The organism is Photobacterium japonica (assembly GCF_050337005.1).
Taxonomy (GTDB): domain Bacteria; phylum Pseudomonadota; class Gammaproteobacteria; order Enterobacterales; family Vibrionaceae; genus Photobacterium; species Photobacterium japonica.
On sequence record NZ_JAKJSN010000008.1, the window covers coordinates 170,170 to 190,430 of the forward strand.

A 20,261-nucleotide genomic window follows, 5' to 3' on the forward strand; every position below is an offset into this window, starting at 1 on the left:
GTTTCAGTATGAAAAAGTTCACCTTATTGCCCTCTCTCTTCTCTGTGGCTTCTGCCGTTTCTGTCGCCGCCGCGCTACTGACATTGCCGTTAAGCGCGTCTGCCCAGCAACAGGTCGTGATTGAATCATGGCGTGCCGACAACGCCATCTGGAACGAGAAAATCATTCCTGCATTCAACAAACACTACCCAAACATCAACGTTGACTATGTCTCGCCGTCTGATGCAGAAATTGCCCAATGGAATGCGGATCCTGTCGGGTATGTCAAAAACCGGATTAAAACCGGCAAAGCCGGTGATTTGATGGCGTGCCGTCCGTTTGATGGCGCATTGCCCTTGTTTGAAAGCGGTCTGCTCAAAGAAGTGACCGAGATGGAAGGGATCGAAAACTTCCCCAGTTTTGCCTTAGCGCCTTGGCAAACGGATTCTGGTGCACAGACATTCTGTCTGCCAATGGCCTCGGTGATCCACGGGTTCTTCTATAACAAAGACATCTTCAAAGAATTGGGCGTCAATGAGCCCGTGACCAATGCCGATTTTTACTGGGTATTGGAAAAAGCCAAACGGGCCGGTTACCTGCCGCTGGCGATGGGACTGAAAGACCGCTGGGAAACCGATGCGCTGGCATTCCAGAACATTGGCCCTACGTACTGGAAAGGGGAAGATGGCCGGGGTGCGCTGATTGATGGCACCGCGCGCATTGACAGCACACCGTACCAGCAAACCTTTAGTACGCTGGCAAAATGGGCTAACTACATGGGTGACAATGCAGACCAACGTGGTTACGGTGATTCGCGTACGCTATTTGCAGAAGGCAAAGCCGCCGTTTTTCCGGCCGGTTCATGGGATATTTTGACGTTCCAAGGCAAACTTAACATGGGGGCTTTCCCGCCGCCCGTTGAGRAAAAAGGCGATGCCTGTTACTTCAGTGATCACACCGATTTAGGTATGGGGATCAATGCGCACGCGAAGAACCCGGAAGCGGCAGAAATCTTCCTGAAATGGATGACCTCTGCTGAGTTTGCGGAAATACTGACCAATGAAATCTCTGGCTTTTTCTCATTGTCTAACCACTTCTTTGACATCAAAGATCCGGTTGCTCAAGAGATGATGAGCTGGCGTGAACAGTGCGATTCCACTATCCGGAGCTCCAGCCAGATTTTGTCACGCGGCACCCCGAACTTTGAGCAAGAAATTTGGACCACCAGCGTCGCCGTCATGAAAGGTGAAATGACGCCAACACAGGCGACCTCTCGCTTGCAAAGTGGCTTAAACCGCTGGTATGCGCCCCAAAAGCAGAGCAAAGCCAACGCCCAAGGTGAGAATTGTAACTGTACGCCAGTGCTGTAACAGACTTGCCTACCGCTCAAACATCACAGAAACCGGCTTAGGCCGGTTTTTTCTTATCCTTGATGCCTTTCAGCCTGACGGCACTCTGAATCAACCGCCTTGGCTAATGTCGGCAAACGGTAGGCACCATGCATGGTTTGTACACGGTGTGTTGCTGCCTCTAATGCCATGCCCATACAGGTCACGAACACAGGGTTTTGGCTTTTCCCTCGTAACACTTCACATGCTGCCGGTGTATCCGCAAAACGGTTCTTAGCAATCCCGATCACCGGTATTTTTTCGCCTAATGCGCGATACAGGTACGCCCCTAACCCATCGCGCTTTTCTTCCCCCAGCGTCACATAACCATCAATGATAATGCAGCTTGGTGTAAAGGGCATTTTCGCGATCAACGCCAACAGGCACGGGAGTTCCCGCTTATAAAACTGCCCTGGCTCATAAGGTGCAACCTCATCAAGTACCTTGATGTACGTCTCGCTAATCACATCCGATTGCCAGTCCTGAAACGTCAATCCGGCCACGACAGCCCAGTCACAGCCTACCGCCACACCATCATCCTTTTTCGTACGGTAATCGACATCAATAATGACGTGCATGTATTTTCCTTTTACTGAAGCCACGTAATTTAAGGTAATTCCGCTCACAGTAAGCCGTTACTTTTCACACGACAAGCGGAGAAACTCAATGACATCAACAACTGTGAATTCAGCCGAAAAGAAACAGGCCGTAGAAAGTAGGAAACAGCGGCAGGAGATGAAACGAAGGAGAAGATCAATAAAAGCAGAATACAAGAAAGGCCCACAAGTTACCTTGTGAGCCTTTAATGAGATGGTGCCCCGGGCCGGACTTGAACCGGCACAACGCGAACGTCGAGGGATTTTAAATCCCTTGTGTCTACCAATTTCACCACCAGGGCACGCAATTCTTTGCGATGCGCTAACTGAAAAGTTAAACACCATCTTCGATACTGTAGTGACACAATATCTTAAATTTGGAGCGACGCGACCAGCTTGGGCACGAGGTTCCTCGTGTTCGGACACATCATCCATTAATTTGGAGCGACACACGAGGTTCGAACTCGTGACCTCAACCTTGGCAAGGTTGCGCTCTACCAACTGAGCTAGTGTCGCATATCATTCTCAAAAGAATGGAGGCGCGTCCCGGAGTCGAACCGAGGTACACGGATTTGCAATCCGCTGCATAGCCACTCTGCCAACGCGCCTTTGTACTCGTCAGCGTGTTTCGCTGCGGTATGCGTTGCATTCTACGGAAAGCGCCCTACGAGTCAACAATAAAGTTGAATAAAAACAATCAACCGCCTGATATTTGTACAGATTGTTATCAAACGTGTTCTCTTTGGTGGTTTTATGCACATTTCTCATTGCAACAATGCTTTCATCGCTTGGAGTGGAATGATCGCCCCGGGATGTTGCAATACAATCGCCGCCAATTGATGGCCTAATTCTGCCGCCGACGTTGCACTTCCACCACTTAATCGGCAGGCAAGGTACCCAGCCGCAAACGCATCTCCTGCCGCACTGGTATCCACCACATTCTCCACATAATTGACCGCCACGTGACTCACGTGTGGTTGCGCCGATTGTAATTGGCTGGAGACAATGCACGGTGCCGCTCCTCGCTTAATCACCACCTCCTCGCATCCCGCAAATTGGTAACGCGCAACCATCGCGTCTTGAGCGGCCTCTCCCCAAATACGTTGCTCGTCGTTTTCTGAGATCAAAGCAATGTCGACAAATGGCATCACTTGGCTATACCAATACTGCGCTTGTTTCGCCGTCCATAATTGCGGGCGGAAATGATTATCAAAAATCACCTTACCGCCATGCTGTCGGTGTTTATCTAACAGGGTAACAAGTACCGCTTTGGCCTCCTCCGCTAAAATGGCCAAACTCACCCCACTGATATACAGCACATCCAGCGCATGCTTATCTATCGCCTGCTCTAGGGGCGAAGAGAAATCCGCGAAATAAAACTTGGCCGCACTGTCATTACGCCAATAATGGAAATGACGTACACCGTTGGGTTCTGTTTCCACCAAATAGAGTCCAGGCAGCTTATGCGGTAATTGACGCACCATACGGGTATCAATGTGTTCTTTCTGCCAGGCCGCCAACATATCTTGACTGATCGTATCCACGCCCAGTGCGGTCGCATAACTCACATGAATATCACGCTGGCGGCCGAGGCGGGCCAAATACAGCGCGGTATTTAACGTATCGCCGCCAAACGTACGTTGCAGCGGCTGGCCACTGAGTTCGACCATGCACTCACCAAAACATGCAATCTTCACGCTGCCCCCTTTTTATCGATGTGATAATAAAAGCGTAATGGAAGATAGCCGGCTTGCCTCACCACAAAGACCTGCATTTTGACAAGTTTTAGACAATTATATTGTCTCTCTTCAATGTCTTATTTTTAGCGTGTTTTTTAACCACTAATAACGAGTCGTTACTGACTCATTACGTTCCATTTTGTAATGAAAACACAGACCGTAAAGCGGCTATATGTGCCTATTAATTCATACAGGCCGCATAAGTAGCAAAGAGGGGCTTTTCCCTGATTCTGTTAACAAATTTTCATTGCCAATAACGGCTAAAAGTGTATCATCCGTGCCACTCGTTTTCCCGTGCCACAAAGGATATAAGCATGGATGTGACTTATCTTATCGAAGGTATACTATTTGGCTTAATCATCCTATTGATTGGCTTAGCAGGTGGGGCTTTTTTTACGATGGCCACCCTGAAAAGCACGGATGAAAACAGCGCAACAGAGTCACGTATTGAATTTGGATTCTATGGGGTAGCGAGCCTGATTTTTGCTGGACTTTTGACCGGTATTATCAGCTAGTCGCATTAATATACTTGGGGTCACTTGAGTATAAAAAAATGGAGCATCTCGCTCCATTTTTTGTGTCTGCCATTCTGTCTTCACCGTCACTTGTAAACCCTCACTCCCTAGAGGAATACACATCATCAAGGCGCTGCCTTTCTAGCTCCCTTTTCTACTCGTCAGTGTTTCTCTGTGAATTTCATAAAATGCTATTTACAGAACGGTTAATTACTTATATGTTGTGATGATTGTCCGCAAACAGACTGAATTCGCATGGTTAAGCCAGACTTACTTCATTACAGCCCTTTGACTTACTCGCCTCTGGCGTTGAGTGAGAGTGCTCTGTTGCGCGCAACTTCTCTTACTATTGCTGTCGTCGTCCTAGTCATCGTTATCTAGGCTGGCGGCTATTTCCGTCAGCCATGCTGACGGAAACCGCACCTTTTCCCCCAGCATCCTGACGGTCCAAACGAAAAATACCCCAAAGACATAACGGGTACGTAATAAGGACTTGTCCAATGAAAATAAGCGACATACTGGCCATCGGGCTAATGACATTTGCCATGTTTCTCGGGGCAGGCAATATCATCTTCCCCCCATTTTTGGGTTTAGAAGCCGGTCAACACTTGTTACCTGCGATGGGCGGTTTTTTGATCACAGCCGTGGGCTTGCCTGCGCTTACCTTAGTGGTATTTGGTCGATTAAATGACAGTCAATTACTGACGCACCCTTTGCCAACTTGGCTTGCGACTGTCATGTGGGTTGCCTTACTGACTGCCGTTGGCCCCGCTTTCAGCATGCCGCGCGCCGTTACCGTGGCGTATGAAATGGGCATTGCCCCGTTTGTCACCGGTGATCACCTTCCCCTCTTTTCTGTTTTATTCTGTTTGGTGACGTTAGTACTGGCTTTTCATCCGGGTAAACTGGTGGATTACATCGGTAAAGTCATGACGCCAATGCTCATTGTGCTGCTGGCCATCTTGGCAATGTACGCCATGGTATCACCACTGGCGCTACCGCCACTGCCAAAACCACACTTTGAAAACGGTGCCGTCACTCAGGGGCTGGTACAGGGTTATATGACAATGGATGCCATTGCTGCCGTGGGGTTTGGTTGGGTCGTAATTAAAACCATCCACGATAAAGGTGTAACACAAACCCACGCCGTACGTCGCATTACGTTTAAAGTGGCGATGATTTATGCGGTATTAATGGCAGCCTGTTATTTGGCGCTGGGGTATGTAGGTGCCACCTCCTCTCCGATTGCAGAAGGGGTAACCAACGGCGGCGAGCTGCTGACGCGTTATGTAGCGTATACGTTCGGTGACTACGGCCAACTGTTACTGGCGGCCATCATTATTATGGCCTGTTTGACCACCACGGTCGGCCTGACAAATGCCTGTACCGAGTACTACGAACAAACCTTTGGCGTACCGTTTCGTCGCAGTGCCACATTGGTGATTCTGGCAACAGGCCTCATTGCCAATATCGGGTTAAATCAAATTCTGGCGATCAGTTTGCCGGTGATCCTGATCTTATGCCCTGTGGCCATTGCCTTGGTACTTGCCGCTCTGTTTTATCCTGGCGATAAACAGTACAGCGCCATGTATGTCATGACCCTCTTTACGGCATTCCTGTTTGGTACATTAGACGCCATCAGTATTTTGGGTTTTATGCCAACACCGCTTCAGCACGCCTTTTCGCAGTGGTTACCGCTATATAGTGCACACGCCAGTTGGTTATTGCCTTGTCTTGCCATCTTGATGGCGAATGCGATTCCAGCGTGGCGTCAACAGCGTAACCACAACGTTATTGCGTCATAAGTCGCGTATCGTGACCGATGCCAGTGACGATCCCGCTGGCATCTCCTTTTCTTTGTTACTCTTACCCCCTGTGCGACGATGTATAACCTCCCCCTCTCTGTCAGCATTCAGCATTCGTTGCATAGCGGCCTGTGATCTGACTCGGTTAGATCCTTGTGCCTCCCAGAAAAGAAAACACTGCAACAGCACATGCAAATTATCCATGCTAGGGTGGCAAAGCTACCGTCTGAACCGCTATTTTCACGCCAAAAATACGTGATTCTGTCCCCCATCATTGCGCTGGAGCATTCATGAAAATCGCCCTCTCATTCCTTTGCAGTCTTTTTGTTTTAACCGGTTGTAGCAGCTCTCACGTCTCAACAACCTACCTGACCTCTCCCCCTATTGCGATTGAGGCTTCAGATTTAAATAAATATTGGATCAGTCATGAAAACAAAGGCAGCTTCAATATTTATAAGCTAGAAGTGCCGAAACACAACGGCATGGTGAAAATACAATATTTGATCGATTCCAATGGTGATATTTTCAATCCATCCATACTTGAAGCCACACCCAATGATGCGTGGAATGATATTGCTATGCATGGCCTGAGTGCGGTGGAATACACCCCAGCAGAAGGCAATAAAGAAAAAGTACCCGTAATTGTCGCCAAAGAATTTATTTTCACACAACCATAATGATCCAGTCTTAACGCATACAGTGAGTTCACGATGAAGTTGTTTATTCCTACGCTTTTACTGACGACAATGGCATTCAGCGCTCCTTCCGTGGCCAGTAAGGGCACACCATTGGCACTCGATACTGTCGTTGGCCGCTATAGTTGTGCTTTCACGGAAGTGTATCAAGATGAAACCTTCACTTACCCTGACTTTCGCTGTGAAATCAAGCAACAAGGTGATGCGTTTACGCTCGAGAAAACCTCTGGCTCACAACGCTTCAGGGGTAAGATCACCGCAACAGACGACGGTTTTTCATTTAATGGGATTTTCTTCTGCCCTGCTGGGGCATGTACCAGCGATTTGACAGGAGAATACAAGCGTACGGGGAAACATCACTTTGAAGGTCGCATTTATGATCCCAATGCCCCCGAACCGTTCCGGATTGTCGATTTAAAAAGAATACAATAACGCTTCTTCTCTTTCCCTTTTTAACGCCCCTCATGGCACGCGGGTTTATTTGTACTTTTTTGTCATATAGACAAGACTTACTGTTAATGGAAGTAAACATTAACGATAAGATACTCTTGATGGGAAGGTACCGATGGATAGATTGGCCTCATACCCTTTTGACTCAGCACTGATAAAAAAAGGAATAGGCATAGGGTTATTACTGTCAGTCACGTTATTTTCTGCCTTTTCGCAGGCAAATTTAATCCAGCACGGCAGTTTTGAAGAACCTGATGTTGGGAATAAAAAATGGCGATATTTTGCCCCCGCGACCACGCCAGGGTTAAGCGGGTGGCAAGGCGATAATATCGAAATTTGGGATTCACTGTTCGGTTTTGAGTCCAGCCATGGCGATCAACATGCTGAATTAAATGCCCATCCCAACCAAGGCAGTTACTTTTCGATCTACCAAACCTTTGCGACCAACCCTAGTCAACTCTATACCCTGTCGTTTGACTACGCCGCACGCCGTAACAGCGGTGAGTCATTCTTTGTCAAAGTCATGGGGGACACCCCGCTCTTACTGACGACCCTCGCGGATCACGAACGTTTTACTTGGCGACATTACAGTGAGACCTTCTATGCCGACAGTGACTTTTCAACCCTGCGATTTGTTTCGAAAAACAAAGGAACACGGGGTAACCTACTCGATAATATTCACGTCACCGTTGTGCCTGAACCTGACTTACTTTTCCCCGTGCTGTTACTGGTCGTGTTTTTGTTGACGCAACGCCGTTTACGTAAGTTCCACGGATAAACAAAAGGGCGTACCTCTCGGTACGCCCTTTTCATTTCTTTCACTGTCTCGTTCTGAGATGTGATCTGTATTACGCGGCTTCTACCTTCACGCGGAAGAACATCGCATAGAACAGCGGGATCACCACTAACGTCAAGATGGTGGCAAACAACAGACCAAACATGATGGTCACGGCCATACTCTTGAAGAACGGGTCAACCAACAACGGTGCCACGCCCAAAATCGTCGTGAAGGCCCCCAGCAATACCGGACGTGCACGCCCCAAGGCGGCCGCAATGATCGCTTGGTACGGTGATAGCCCGTCTTTGATCTCAATATCGGCCTGATCCACCAAGACAATGGCATTTTTCACCATCATGCCAATCAAACTCAAGAAACCAAGAATGGCCATGAATTCAAACGGCGTTTGGAAAATCACCAACCCGATGGTCACGCCCACTAACGCAAATGGCGTTGTAAGCCAAATCACGAGCGGCTGGCGCAAAGCGTTGAACATGAAGATCACCGACAAAATCATCGCCGCAAAACCATACGGTGCTGAAATCACCAAGCCTTCGTTGGCATCTTTAGACGCTTTGTATTCGCCGTACCAAATCAGCTCATAACCCGGTGGCAAGTCAATCGCTTCAATCTGTGGACGTAAACGGTTAAAGGCATCGGCCGTTAGCACACCTGGTGCCGGGTCAGCCTGCACCAAAATCGTTGGCATACGGTCAATACGGCGCAAGATAGCGTCTTGCCATACGACATCCACGGAATCAACAAGCTGACTCACCGCGATAAAGCCACCCACGTTCTGACTGTACACTTCGGTGTTTTCAATCGCACGCTGATGATCACGTTCGTTTTCAGGTGCTCGCACCACAATCGGGATCAAGTTGTCACCTTCACGGTAAACACCCACTCGACGACCAGACAGTGTCTGTGCAATCGCTTGGTTGATCTCTTGCGTGGTTAAGCCAAAACGCTGAGCTTCTTGTGCAGAATACACCGGACGCAACACAGGCACTTGCTGACGCCAGTCATCTTGCACCGCGATCAGGCCGTCATCATTATTCATGATGGCTTTCGCCTGTTCAGCCAATTGACGCAGCACGCGGCTGTCTGGGCCTTTAAAGCCCGCTTCAATTTTCTTACCGCCTCCGCGACCTAGCATGAACTTCCACACTTTGATTGACGCATCTGGGTATTTCGCATCCAACTCACCTTGCAGCGCCACTAACAGCGGGCCGATCTTGGTGTAGTCATCAATGTCGATCAGCAACTGGCCATAACTTGGGTTACGGGCCTCGGGTGCATAGGTCAGCATGAAGCGCAAACCACCACCGCCAATAAAGCTAGAGATATTGGTGATACCCTCTTTCGCTTTCACATCTTGCTCGATGCTCGCGACAACTTGCTCAGTCCGTTTAATGTCTGAACCCTGCGGCAGATACACATCCACCACAAACTGGGCACGCTGAGATTCCGGCATGAAACCCGGTGGCACAAAACGTACCCCGTACACCGCCCCAGCCAGCATCGCCACTAACAGTAATGAACTCACTACACGGTGTGTCAGTACCCACGTCAGCAAGGCTTTGTACATGGTGACCATGCGGCCCGGCTTTTGATCCGCTGAACGCGCTTTTACTTTCAGGAAGTCAAAGCACAACATTGGGGTCACGGTAACGGCAAACACCCAACTCAACAGCATGGAATACAGGATCACCCAAAACAACGAACCGGCGTATTCCCCCATGTCTGACGGTGACAGACCAATCGCACTGAACGCACAGATCCCCACCACGGTACCACCCAATAGCGGCCACTTGGTGGCATTCACCACGTCCGACACAATCACATTGCGGTCTTCGTCCGGATTATTCTGCAAGCGCACCAAAATCCCGTCAGTCACCACAATGGCGTTATCCACCAGCATGCCCAAGGCGATAATCAACGCACCTAAAGAAATGCGCTGCATCGCGATGTCTTCGATCAACATGATGCATAGCGTACCGGCGACGGTCAGCAGCAACACGAAACCGATGATCACGCCAGAACGTAACCCCATGAACAGCAATAGCACGATAAACACGATCACAACCGCGGCGATCAAGTTGTCGATGAAGTTCGTGACCGAGTCACGCACGGAATCCGACTGCATCGAAATCACATGCAATTCCATCCCCAACGGACGCTGGCCTTCCAACTCCGCAATGCGCACTTTCACCGCATCACCCATGTCGACCACGTTACCGCCGGTCACGTTCGAGATACCAAAACCAATCGCACGCTCACCGTTGTAGCGCATCAACATCGATGACGGTTCTTGATAACCGCGTGTCACGTTAGCGATGTCGCCCAAACGCAAGACGGTGTTATTTTGCCCGACGCCTACCTGTAGGTTCTTCAAATCCGTAAAGGAATGAATGCTGGCACTTGGGATCACTGGAATACGCATCGCATCGGTTTCAATGCTGCCCGCCACGGTCACCATGTTTTGCTTTTGCAACACTTGGAACACGTTTTCAGCCGACAAACCAAACTTCGCTAAACGTTCACTGGAAATTTCAACAAAAATGGTTTCTTGCTGTTCAGCGAGTGTGGCCGTTTTCGCCACGCCGGGTACCAATACCAACTCACGGCGCAAACTGTCGACATAGTCTTGCAGTTGCTTATCCGTAAAACCGTCACCGGTCACGGCAAAGAACAAGGCATACACATCCGAGAAATCATCATTGACGATAGACGGACCCGCACCCGGTGGTAGCATGCGCTGTGCATCCGTGATTTTACGGCGCAGTTTATCCCACACCTGCTGAAGATCCGCCGATGACGAAGCAAACTCGAGCTTAATTTCAACCGTGACTTCCGACATGCCTTGTTTCGACACCGACTTCACTTCTTTTAGCTCTTGCAGCGACTGCACCGCCCCTTCAATCACATCCGTGACTTCGTCAGACACCTCTTGCGCCGTGGCGCCAGAGTACGGGGTATTGATCACCGCTTGGCGGATCACAAACTCCGGGTCTTCAAATCGACCCAGCTTGAGGTAGCTAATGTAGCCCCCCAGCAAAATCAAGGCGATCAACACCCACACGCTGGTGCGTTTCGCAATGGTATAACGTGCAATATCCATCGATTACGCTCCGTGGCTATCGTCAGTGTAAGGACGCACTTCCATCCCTTCCTTCACACTCGATACGCCGGCGATAATAACGCGCTCACCCACGTTCAGGTGTTCTGTCACCACCACGCGGTTTTTGCTCAATGCGCCGACCGTGATATAGCGTTTTTCGGCTTTATTGTCGGCATTAATCACCCACACAAACTGACGACCTTGGTTATCAGGTACCACGGCGGTTAGCGGCACCGTGATCATCGACAACGCTTCGCTGCCCTGTTCGCTTTGCTTGCTCTCATACGGCAACACTTTTACCGCCATACCCGGCAACACGCGATAGCCTTTGCTATCTTCAAAGCCCAATACCACGGCATAGGTTTGTGTGATCGGATCAGCTTGGGTAGCATACGTACGCAACGCTAACGGGAAGACCACGCCCGGAATCGCGGACAATTCGGCCTGCGCTTTGGTGCCAGCCATGCCCGATAACATGACGTTATCCGGAATGTTGATCACCACTTCCAGATCCTGCAGGTTATGCAAGGTCACAATCGGGGCATTAGCCTGAATTTGCACATGGTTGTCCACCAGCTTACGCCCAATAATGCCGTCAAACGGCGCCTTAATTTGGGTGTACTCCAACTGGCGTTGTGCTTCTGCTAAACGGTTCTTTGCCAAGTTATAACGGGTGGTTAACGTGTCTAAATCACTCTTGGCGATCGCTTGGCTTTTCTCATAAATGGCTTTGCCGCGCTGGTATTCCGCTTTTGAGTTATCCAACTCCAATTTGGCTGAGGCCAAGGCCGTTTGTGCATCACGGGAATCCAACGTGGCCAGTATCTGACCTTGCTTGACCTCATCCCCTTCTTTTACTGCGATGTCAGTAATACGACCGCCGATTCGGAACGCCAGATCCGCACGCTCTGCAGCGCGCACAACCCCGTTAAAGCTCAAATCGTCATTCGCGCGAGTGCTGATCACCTCTGTCAATGCAGGTTTGATGACCGGTGCAACCACCGCTTGAGGTTCTTCCGCGCCACAGCCTGTCAGTAGTAACGTTGACATGGCAATGCTGGCAGCAAGAGCGTTGAACTTAAAAGATGCCAGTACTGACTTCTTAAAATACGTATTCACCTATTTCTCCCCTAAAAGGTTGGTCCGGCGCGACCGTTAGGTATAAGGACGCTGAATGCGATCCCAAGATTGCCGTGCGCCGCATGGCGGCATGACAAAAAAGTAAACTATTGAGTTTATTTTATAGTGACCCGCGAGAAAGTAAACTACCAAGTGTACTTTTTGACACAATCTTGATAAACTGATCGCATTGAGTAAAGGGAAGAATGGAAACACAATGACACGCTCTGAACTAAAACGCCTCGCCATCATTGATGCGGCGAAAGCTGAATTTATTCAACACGGTTTTTTAGGCGCGAATATGGATAGGATCAGTGCGGCGGCGGAAGTCTCAAAGCGCACGTTATACCGTCACTTTGAAAGCAAAGAAAATCTCTTTGAAGCAGTACTGACCATCTTGCATGAATCCACCAATGAGACCGTACAATATGCGTTTGATCCTCAACGCAGCTTGCGCCAACAACTCATTGAGATCACCTATAAAGAAGTGGATATTCTTTACCACACTTACGGCATTCCCCTGTCCCGTACCATTGTGATGGAATTTCTCCGTCAACCCGATATGGCCAGTAACCTGATCAACACGCTATACAGCTCCAAAGCCATCATGCAATGGTTCCGCGAGGCCATGGCGGCCAATCAGCTGAAACAGACTGAATTGAAAACCATCACCAACGTGTATATCAGCCTGTTCCAAGGTTCGTTATTTTGGCCACAGGTGATGTCTATCAGCCCACAAGCCGAAGGCAGCGCACTGACAGAAAAGGTCGAATTGGTCGTTTCTATCTTTTTAGCATCGTATGCTGTTGAATCAGAGAGTTAAAAAAACAGCCAAGGGCACACTGCCATTGGCTGTTTTTTTATTCATGCTATCTATTCGATGATGATGGCTTACAGCTCAAAATCACCAAATACATCGCCGTCTACTTGGCGCTCAAGAAACGCCACCAAGTCATCATGACCACCGATGTATTCACCCTCAAGGATGATCTGTGGCACGGTGCGCACAACATTGCCCGTCGCTTGCTCGATAAAATCGACCATCAGCGTTTTCGGCATATCCGCACCCAGTACCAGTGTGGTGTATTCTGTACCGCGTGCATCCAGCAAGGCTTTTGCTTTTACACAGAATGGGCAGTTTGGCTGCGTGATCACCAAGTTTTGGTAGCCCGCTAGCTGTTCCATGGTCATGTCAGACATTGTTCTTCACTTTATTCAGGTTAACTTCTGGGCATTAAGATAATAGAAGGGCAAAACAGTGACAAGGCTCGGTGACACGTTACAGAGGCTTTTCATCGCATCTGATGTGTTTCTAATCAATTTCACCTCACCGTGTCACCTTATTTAATCACAACCGGAATGCGCTGACGTCCAAAGGGTTTTGCCGTGCTGTCACTTTCCTTACCAGAGAAACGCCCGGCGACGGGTTCACCACAAAATACACAAGTACCCGCTTGCGTAAGATGCACATCCCCCAATTTAAACCAATTACGCGTGATCACCCGCTCTCCGCATGCAGGACAATAGGTGCTGTCCCCTTCTTCATGGAAAATATTCCCGACATACACATAATGCAGACCATTGGCTTGGCCGATATGACGCGCTTGAAGTAAAGTCGCTGGCGGCGTGCGGGGCGTATCCAGCATTTTAAAGTCCGGATGGAACGCCGAAAAATGGACAGGCACATCTGGCCCCAAATTGTCGACCACCCAGCGGGTCAGGGCGTCCACCTCTTTCGGGCTGTCGTTTTCCCCCGGGATCAATAAGGTAGTAATTTCAAACCACACCGATGTTTCATGCTTCAAATACAGCAAGGTATCCAGCACCGGCGCTAAATGGCCATGGCAGATTTTATGATAAAAACGTTCGGTGAAGGCTTTCAGATCAATATTGGCCGCATCCATCACCGAATAGAAATCTCGCCGAGGTTGATCACACATATAGCCCGCGCTAACTGCAACACTGTGCACCCCAACGTCTCGACACGCCTGCGCGGCATCCATGGCATATTCCATGAAGATCACCGGATCGTTATAGGTAAACGCAATACTGTCACAACCATAACGCAATGCCGCCTGGGCGATTTGCTCAGGCAGTGCATTGGCCCCCAGCGTATCAATCTGGCGGGATTTACTGATCTGCCAATTTTGGCAAAACTGGCAACTTAAATTGCACCCCGCCGTCCCGAACGACAACACGGCACTGCCGGGATAAAAATGGTTCAGCGGTTTCTTTTCAATCGGATCAACACAAAACCCACTGGATCGACCGTAACTGGTCAGCACAATTTCACCCTGATGGGCCTGACGAACAAAACACGCCCCACGCTTGCCTTCTCGTAAACGGCAGTGACGGGGGCACACATTGCACACTACACGCCCATCGGCTAACGCATGCCAATGCGTTGTCGGCCAATTCGTGATGGCGTTATTGTGTTCAGCTTGGGGTAGTCGCGGTTTGTTCATGATCCCGACTCAAGTGACGGCCTATACTCAGTATATACCTTGCATTGCTTACTCATTCATTATGTACTACGGGGATCTGCATGCACACTCGTCCACCCGCTGTTGCTGGCCACTTTTACCCGCACGCGCCGCTCGCTTTACAGCGCCAAATAAACGCTTGGCTGTCTGCGGAACCCGTCGTACCTGCTCGTTCAGTTCGTGCTCTCATCGTGCCTCATGCGGGCTATTGTTACTCCGGCGAAGTGGCGGCACAGGCCTATCGCGCCCTACTGCCGCACGCTGATCGCATCCGAAAAGTGATCCTCATTGGACCCAGTCACCGCTTTGCTTTTTATGGCTGCGCCCTGCCCGCCTGTCACTATTTTGAGACACCTCTCGGAAAAGTCCCTATTGACATACAAAGTGTTGAAAATTTGCGGGAAATAGATGATATTGACGTATCAGATAAAGTACACGCCCAAGAGCATAGCCTTGAAGTGCAATTGCCTTTTCTGCAATCATGTTTACATGATTTTACCCTGTTACCGCTCTTAACCAGCAATGTCTCTTCGGCCGTTGTTGCTCACGCCATTGACCCCCTTTGGCAGGGCGATGATTGCCTACTCGTGGTAAGTAGTGACCTCAGCCATTTCCATACCTACTCAGACGCAACACGTATCGACCACCATACCTGTTCCCTGATAGACGGCTACAAGTCCACCCTCACCCCTGAGCAAGCCTGTGGTGCCACAGGCATTAACGCATTGCTATTGCTAGCCAAACAAAGGGGATACCCACTTATACGTAACACATTGATCAACTCTGGCGACACCGCCGCCGGAGATAAGGAGAGAGTCGTTGGATATGTTAGCTACATCATCGTTGCAGAACCTCAATAAAGGGGAATTAACCCAACTGCTGGATATTGCCCGTGATGCCATTCGTGGCCATTTTTCGGATGAAACAATCCTCGCCCCGCGGCTTGATCTTTATGGCAAAAAATTACTGCGACCCGGCGCCTGCTTTGTCACGCTGAAAGTGAATGGGCAACTGCAAGGTTGCTTGGGGACGACGCAAGCACACAGCCCACTCGTGTTGGATGTGTTCAATAAAGCGCGCGCCAGTGCCTATCAAGATCGCCGTTTTATGCCGCTGTGCGAAGAGCAATTGGATAAACTCACCATCGAAGTGTCGGTCTTATCCCAGCCACAAGTCCTCGAGGTTGAATCAGAGCAAGCGTTAATCGATTACCTTGCTACGCATAAAACTGGCGTGATTCTATCGGATAATTACGCGCAAGCGCTGTTTCTGCCACAGGTGTGGGAGCAAATCACTCAGCCGGCAGAATTTGTCCGCCAACTTAAAGTGAAAGCCGGTTGGCACGGCCGTTATTGGTCACCAACCATGACGGTTAAAACCTTCACGGTGAACAGCATTACCGGTAAATATTATTACTGATACGCACACAGCTCTCCATCAACACCACAAACAATAAAAAGAGGCGAAAGCAGTTCACACTGACCGCCTCTTTTCACATCTGTCCCCTGCTCACATCCTCATCGCGCCCAACAGAGAAAAACCCTCACCTTCCGTACGCCTTGTCTATATTGATAGCTAACTCGATAAATCGCGCTAGCGTAATAAAACAAGTGCAACGGACCCAAATAGACGGAGTGATGTATGAACAATGATCACGAGAAAGGCGCGGGAAAATGCCCTTTTATGCATGGCAGTAATACCCATGTGGGTGGCGAAGGTACCCAAAATAAAGACTGGTGGCCCAATCAGCTTAATCTGAAAATTCTGCATCAAAACGACACCAAAACCAACCCGCTCGGTGACGACTTCAATTATCGTGACGCTTTTAAGCAACTCGACCTCAACGCAGTAAAAAAAGACATTGAACATGTTCTGACCACGTCACAACCGTGGTGGCCGGCAGACTACGGCCATTATGGCCCCATGATGATCCGCATGGCGTGGCATGCTGCCGGGACGTACCGAACAGGCGATGGTCGCGGCGGGGCGGGACGCGGCAATCAACGCTTTGCGCCCCTGAACAGCTGGCCGGATAATGGCAACCTCGACAAAGCCCGTCGCCTACTGTGGCCCGTGAAACAAAAATACGGTAACCACTTATCGTGGGCTGATCTGATCGTACTGACCGGGAATGTTGCACTAGAGTCCATGGGGTTCAAAACCTTTGGCTTTGGCGGCGGTCGCGAAGACATCTGGGAACCGGAAGATGACGTGTACTGGGGCGCGGAAAACGAATGGTTCGGAAATAACCGTTACAGCGGTGAGCGCGATTTAGACAACCCCTTAGCCGCCGTGCAAATGGGGTTAATTTACGTCAATCCAGAAGGACCCGACGGCAACCCTGACCCGCTTGCATCAGCCAAAGATGTGCGGGATACGTTCGCCCGCATGGCAATGAACGACTACGAAACCGTGGCGTTAACCGCCGGGGGGCACACCTTTGGTAAGTGTCACGGCGCGGGTGATGCCGCGCTCGTCGGGCCGGAACCCGAAGCGGCACCGATTGAACAAATGGGGCTCGGCTGGAAAAACGCCCACGGCAGCGGGCTGGGACGCGATGCCATCACCAGCGGCTTAGAAGGCCCGTGGACCCCCACCCCAACGCAATGGGATAACAGCTATTTCAATATGCTATTAGGCTACGGCTGGGAACTCACCAAGAGCCCTGCTGGTGCACACCAGTGGGCACCGAAAAACCTTGGCGAACGCAATCACGCGCCCGACACTGAGGACGCCAGCCTGACCGTCAGTATCATGATGACCACCGCTGACATGGCACTGCGTGAAGATCCGGATTACCGCAAAATCTCTGAGCATTTTCGCGATAATCCCGATGAATTTGCCGATGCCTTTGCCCGTGCGTGGTTCAAATTAACCCATCGCGATATGGGGCCAAAATCCCGTTACCTTGGGCCGGAAATTCCCGCTGAAGATCTGATCTGGCAAGATCCTGTGCCAGCCCCTACCAGCGCCGTGATTGATGACAGCGATATCACCACCCTGAAACAGAGCCTGTTAACGTCTGGCCTGAGTGTGTCTGAGTTGGTATACACCGCATGGTCAGCAGCATCGACCTATCGAGGATCGGATCACCGTGGTGGGGCGAATGGCGCGCGGATACGATTAGCACCACAGAAAGATTGGGCGATCAATCAACCGGGGCAACTGAGCAAAGTGCTCAGTCAACTCGAAAGCATTCAGACCGGCTTTAACAGCGCTCAAAGCAGCACAGCCGTGTCACTGGCGGATCTCATCGTGCTGGGTGGCTGCGCGGCTGTAGAAAAAGCAGCACAGGATGCAGGCGTGACGTTAACCGTGCCTTTCTCGCCCGGCCGCACCGATGCCACCGACGCGCAAACCGATGTTCACTCGTTTGAAGTGTTAGAACCGATGGCTGATGGCTTCCGCAACTATGAAAAGCAAGCTTATACCGTGTCCACCGAAGAACTGTTGCTTGATAAAGCACAGTTATTAACACTGAGCGCACCGGAAATGACCGTACTGGTTGGGGGCTTGCGGGCATTAAATGCCAACTTTGAACAAACGGCGCACGGGGTATTCACGGCCACGCCAGGTGTGCTGACCAACGACTTCTTTATCAACCTGCTCGATATGAATACCGCATGGACACCCACCTCTGACGAGGCACGTATCTTTGAAGGGCATGATCGCCAAACCGGCAACCTGAGGTGGACCGCAACACGGGCAGATTTGGTATTCGGGGCCAATGCCCAATTACGGGCCATTGCCGAAGTTTACGGAGCGAATGATGCGAAGGTGAAGTTTGTCCATGACTTTGTAAAAGCATGGACGAAAGTCATGAATGCCGATCGGTTTGATTTAACCTGATACGACGTTTAAAGATTCAACTCATTCTATGCGCTCGGTGATCCTATCACTGAGCGCATAGCCATTTTTATACCGTGGTTTTCATTTTAAGTCTGTATCATTTACTGACTGACTAGCCCATACGGCATGCCCTGAAACACGTTCGGCTGCTCTTGAATCGTTGGTGCGGTGTGTACATCTTGCCAATCCAGCAACATAACCGCCAACACGTTACGGTGTTCGCCATACACCAAACCGGTACTGCCATCGACCGCAGGTACCATACCGGCCTGTCGATTCATCGCTTTCTGGATAGCCTGACGGGTTTTCGCCACCACAGGATCCGTATCTAACCCTGCCAATAGAAAGTTAATGCCCACTTCCGCAACCACGTCTGCTTTCGCACGCTGTAAAATTGTGTCAATGTTGGTGCGATAATAATCGAAGATCCACTGAAAGTTTTCTTCATCAATCTCATACTGGTAATACTCTGACGCCGCCAAAATAATGTGCGTCATCCCGTAGAGTTTGTTCATGTATTGCTGATCAGACAGTGTGGCATCATTACGGTCAGGATAAGTACGCTGGAAGGCTGCAATAAAGTCATTCACCACATCCTGCTCACCCAATTGACGCAACCAGTACACCTGATTCGCCAATTGGGCCGACCATGCAATGATCATATTGGGATCGGTCGCATACTGACGAAAGTCATAACGGCGGATCACCTGACGTAACAACGCATCATCACGGTGCTTTAAACCGTATTCATTGGCACGCGCCATTGCGCCGAGCAAATCTACCCCAAGGTACACGTAATCCGGCGAATGGGCGGTGGCACTGAAACGCAACTGGCTACGTACATCCGTCTTGCGTCCATACTCAACCAAGCGATCTTTGGCATAAGGGGCAATCTGTTCTGGTGTATGCACCTCGGCGGCAAAACGATTCAAGCGACTGGCCACCCGTGCCATATCCACCCAAATGGCCGACGTATATTTCGGGTCTAACGTTTGACGATACATGCGTAAACCATAATGCCCCATCTTAAACGCCGGTAGCGTATAGAGTTGAGTCTCATAGGTATGGCGGATTTGCGCCGCATCAGCGTGATAACTGGCCTCCAGCGGTAATTGACTCACCGTCTTTGGCGTCGACGCAACCACTTGTGCTGGGTGTTGCGTGGCGAAAACGGACGGTACGGCCAGCATGCCTACCATCCCCAACACACACAATGGTGACACAGCTGCCCACCGCACTCGGCGCCAACGGTGTTCCCGTCGCTTCAACACCGTATGATGACTGATCGCGAATGGCATTTTCTTGTTCACTGGGCTCATGATTCCCTCCCCCCGTTTCTCTCCCTCAACGTTACCTCAATATGTCAGTTTCAGCGAGTTCTATCACGGCAGCACAACGACGCGAATAGGGGGTAATGCACACCGAAAATCTCATTATGTTCACACAACGAACGCATTCAAATACTCCTTATAAGATATTTAAATGGCAACAACGAAAGACTCAACACATGAGAAAAGCAAAGAATCGCCACTAAAATGCTCATAGAACAAGCAATACTTTATTATATTGAGCAATTCCCTTAATGTCCGAACAATGTTAATTTTTCATTTCATGACATTGAGCCAAAAATAGCACCCTAAATTCAAATAAAAATACCGTAAGAATATTCCTACAAATTAAAATACACCGTATCTGCTGTGTTCTTTTATTGCACAACGCACTATTTATGCAGCCCATACAGATG

Annotated in this window: 17 protein-coding genes and 3 tRNA genes; 10 read left to right on the forward strand and 10 right to left on the reverse strand. The window is 49.9% G+C overall.

Annotated features, from left to right (window positions below; all coding sequences use genetic code 11):
- Positions 1 to 8: 8 nt before the first annotated feature.
- Complete coding sequence (locus L4C36_RS02235) at positions 9 to 1,349, forward strand: ABC transporter substrate-binding protein (RefSeq protein ID WP_428476156.1); 1,341 nt, start codon at positions 9 to 11, stop codon at positions 1,347 to 1,349.
- A 53-nt stretch (positions 1,350 to 1,402) separates the two neighbouring features.
- Here the strand turns inward: L4C36_RS02235 and L4C36_RS02240 are convergent, their stop codons facing one another.
- The 5 genes from L4C36_RS02240 to L4C36_RS02260 all read right to left on the reverse strand — a co-directional run bounded on the left by L4C36_RS02240 (position 1,403) and on the right by L4C36_RS02260 (position 3,660).
- Complete coding sequence (locus L4C36_RS02240) at positions 1,403 to 1,945, reverse strand: endonuclease V (protein ID WP_428476157.1); 543 nt, start codon at positions 1,943 to 1,945, stop codon at positions 1,403 to 1,405.
- A 233-nt stretch (positions 1,946 to 2,178) separates the two neighbouring features.
- Positions 2,179 to 2,265: transfer RNA gene (locus tag L4C36_RS02245), tRNA-Leu, on the reverse strand.
- 138 nt (positions 2,266 to 2,403) lie between these two features.
- Positions 2,404 to 2,479, reverse strand: a tRNA-Gly gene (locus L4C36_RS02250).
- An 18-nt stretch (positions 2,480 to 2,497) separates the two neighbouring features.
- Positions 2,498 to 2,571, reverse strand: a tRNA-Cys gene (locus tag L4C36_RS02255).
- A gap of 156 nt (positions 2,572 to 2,727) precedes the next feature.
- Positions 2,728 to 3,660 carry a sugar kinase gene (locus L4C36_RS02260; protein WP_428476158.1) on the reverse strand — a complete coding sequence of 311 codons (933 nt, stop codon included), beginning with the start codon at positions 3,658 to 3,660 and terminating at the stop codon, positions 2,728 to 2,730.
- Between the two features lie 356 nt (positions 3,661 to 4,016).
- Between L4C36_RS02260 and L4C36_RS02265 the strand changes: the two genes are divergently transcribed.
- The 5 genes from L4C36_RS02265 to L4C36_RS02285 all read left to right on the forward strand — a co-directional run bounded on the left by L4C36_RS02265 (position 4,017) and on the right by L4C36_RS02285 (position 7,945).
- Complete coding sequence (locus tag L4C36_RS02265; protein ID WP_428476159.1) at positions 4,017 to 4,217, forward strand: hypothetical protein; 201 nt, start codon at positions 4,017 to 4,019, stop codon at positions 4,215 to 4,217.
- Between the two features lie 500 nt (positions 4,218 to 4,717).
- Positions 4,718 to 6,022, forward strand: coding sequence for a branched-chain amino acid transport system II carrier protein (gene brnQ, locus L4C36_RS02270; RefSeq protein WP_428476160.1), 1,305 nt, complete (start codon positions 4,718 to 4,720; stop codon positions 6,020 to 6,022).
- A 290-nt stretch (positions 6,023 to 6,312) separates the two neighbouring features.
- Positions 6,313 to 6,699 (forward strand): putative periplasmic lipoprotein, encoded by a 387-nt coding sequence (locus L4C36_RS02275; RefSeq protein ID WP_428476161.1) that lies wholly within the window; start codon positions 6,313 to 6,315, stop codon positions 6,697 to 6,699.
- A 33-nt stretch (positions 6,700 to 6,732) separates the two neighbouring features.
- Positions 6,733 to 7,149 (forward strand): DUF4893 domain-containing protein, encoded by a 417-nt coding sequence (locus L4C36_RS02280; RefSeq protein WP_428476162.1) that lies wholly within the window; start codon positions 6,733 to 6,735, stop codon positions 7,147 to 7,149.
- Positions 7,150 to 7,282: 133 nt separating this feature from the next.
- Positions 7,283 to 7,945 (forward strand): DUF642 domain-containing protein, encoded by a 663-nt coding sequence (locus L4C36_RS02285; protein WP_428476163.1) that lies wholly within the window; start codon positions 7,283 to 7,285, stop codon positions 7,943 to 7,945.
- Positions 7,946 to 8,015: 70 nt separating this feature from the next.
- On the opposite strand, the gene L4C36_RS02290 is transcribed toward L4C36_RS02285, so the two are convergent.
- Positions 8,016 to 11,066: an efflux RND transporter permease subunit gene (locus L4C36_RS02290; protein ID WP_428476164.1), complete on the reverse strand. Its 3,051-nt coding sequence runs from the start codon at positions 11,064 to 11,066 to the stop codon at positions 8,016 to 8,018.
- A gap of 3 nt (positions 11,067 to 11,069) precedes the next feature.
- Positions 11,070 to 12,185 (reverse strand): efflux RND transporter periplasmic adaptor subunit, encoded by a 1,116-nt coding sequence (locus tag L4C36_RS02295; RefSeq protein ID WP_428476165.1) that lies wholly within the window; start codon positions 12,183 to 12,185, stop codon positions 11,070 to 11,072.
- A 217-nt stretch (positions 12,186 to 12,402) separates the two neighbouring features.
- On the opposite strand from L4C36_RS02295, the gene L4C36_RS02300 reads away from it, so the two are divergent.
- The gene (locus L4C36_RS02300) at positions 12,403 to 13,008 is read left to right on the forward strand and encodes a TetR/AcrR family transcriptional regulator (RefSeq protein WP_428476166.1); all 606 of its coding nucleotides are present in this window, start codon (positions 12,403 to 12,405) and stop codon (positions 13,006 to 13,008) included.
- Positions 13,009 to 13,076: 68 nt separating this feature from the next.
- On the opposite strand, the gene L4C36_RS02305 is transcribed toward L4C36_RS02300, so the two are convergent.
- Positions 13,077 to 13,385: a glutaredoxin domain-containing protein gene (locus L4C36_RS02305; protein WP_428476167.1), complete on the reverse strand. Its 309-nt coding sequence runs from the start codon at positions 13,383 to 13,385 to the stop codon at positions 13,077 to 13,079.
- A gap of 140 nt (positions 13,386 to 13,525) precedes the next feature.
- Entirely contained in the window at positions 13,526 to 14,650 is a 1,125-nt protein-coding gene (gene amrS / locus L4C36_RS02310; RefSeq protein ID WP_428476168.1) for an AmmeMemoRadiSam system radical SAM enzyme, read from the reverse strand.
- An 80-nt stretch (positions 14,651 to 14,730) separates the two neighbouring features.
- On the opposite strand from amrS, the gene amrB reads away from it, so the two are divergent.
- From amrB to katG, 3 genes are all read left to right on the forward strand, one after another.
- A complete protein-coding gene (gene amrB, locus L4C36_RS02315; RefSeq protein WP_428476169.1) occupies positions 14,731 to 15,528 on the forward strand; it encodes an AmmeMemoRadiSam system protein B in 798 nt (265 codons plus the stop codon).
- Positions 15,494 to 16,087, forward strand: coding sequence for an AmmeMemoRadiSam system protein A (amrA, locus tag L4C36_RS02320; protein ID WP_428476175.1), 594 nt, complete (start codon positions 15,494 to 15,496; stop codon positions 16,085 to 16,087). The genes amrB and amrA overlap by 35 nt, the downstream gene beginning before the upstream one ends.
- 222 nt (positions 16,088 to 16,309) lie before the next feature.
- Positions 16,310 to 18,517 carry a catalase/peroxidase HPI gene (katG, locus tag L4C36_RS02325; RefSeq protein ID WP_428476170.1) on the forward strand — a complete coding sequence of 736 codons (2,208 nt, stop codon included), beginning with the start codon at positions 16,310 to 16,312 and terminating at the stop codon, positions 18,515 to 18,517.
- A gap of 101 nt (positions 18,518 to 18,618) precedes the next feature.
- Here the strand turns inward: katG and L4C36_RS02330 are convergent, their stop codons facing one another.
- Complete coding sequence (locus L4C36_RS02330) at positions 18,619 to 19,716, reverse strand: DUF3541 domain-containing protein (protein ID WP_428476176.1); 1,098 nt, start codon at positions 19,714 to 19,716, stop codon at positions 18,619 to 18,621.
- Positions 19,717 to 20,261: the final 545 nt, after the last annotated feature.

Excerpts from the sequence above, each read along its gene's own strand:
- L4C36_RS02280 (WP_428476162.1), top strand. The coding sequence starts at position 6,733 with ATGAAGTTGTTTATTCCTACGCTTTTACTGACGACAATGGCATTCAGC.
- amrS (WP_428476168.1), bottom strand. The coding sequence starts at position 14,650 with ATGAACAAACCGCGACTACCCCAAGCTGAACACAATAACGCCATCACG.
- brnQ (WP_428476160.1), top strand. The coding sequence starts at position 4,718 with ATGAAAATAAGCGACATACTGGCCATCGGGCTAATGACATTTGCCATG.
- L4C36_RS02300 (WP_428476166.1), top strand. The coding sequence starts at position 12,403 with ATGACACGCTCTGAACTAAAACGCCTCGCCATCATTGATGCGGCGAAA.
- L4C36_RS02305 (WP_428476167.1), bottom strand. The coding sequence starts at position 13,385 with ATGTCTGACATGACCATGGAACAGCTAGCGGGCTACCAAAACTTGGTG.
- L4C36_RS02240 (WP_428476157.1), bottom strand. The coding sequence starts at position 1,945 with ATGCACGTCATTATTGATGTCGATTACCGTACGAAAAAGGATGATGGT.
- L4C36_RS02285 (WP_428476163.1), top strand. The coding sequence starts at position 7,283 with ATGGATAGATTGGCCTCATACCCTTTTGACTCAGCACTGATAAAAAAA.
- amrA (WP_428476175.1), top strand. The coding sequence starts at position 15,494 with ATGTTAGCTACATCATCGTTGCAGAACCTCAATAAAGGGGAATTAACC.
- L4C36_RS02265 (WP_428476159.1), top strand. The coding sequence starts at position 4,017 with ATGGATGTGACTTATCTTATCGAAGGTATACTATTTGGCTTAATCATC.
- L4C36_RS02290 (WP_428476164.1), bottom strand. The coding sequence starts at position 11,066 with ATGGATATTGCACGTTATACCATTGCGAAACGCACCAGCGTGTGGGTG.
- L4C36_RS02275 (WP_428476161.1), top strand. The coding sequence starts at position 6,313 with ATGAAAATCGCCCTCTCATTCCTTTGCAGTCTTTTTGTTTTAACCGGT.
- L4C36_RS02330 (WP_428476176.1), bottom strand. The coding sequence starts at position 19,716 with ATGGTAGGCATGCTGGCCGTACCGTCCGTTTTCGCCACGCAACACCCA.
- katG (WP_428476170.1), top strand. The coding sequence starts at position 16,310 with ATGAACAATGATCACGAGAAAGGCGCGGGAAAATGCCCTTTTATGCAT.
- amrB (WP_428476169.1), top strand. The coding sequence starts at position 14,731 with ATGCACACTCGTCCACCCGCTGTTGCTGGCCACTTTTACCCGCACGCG.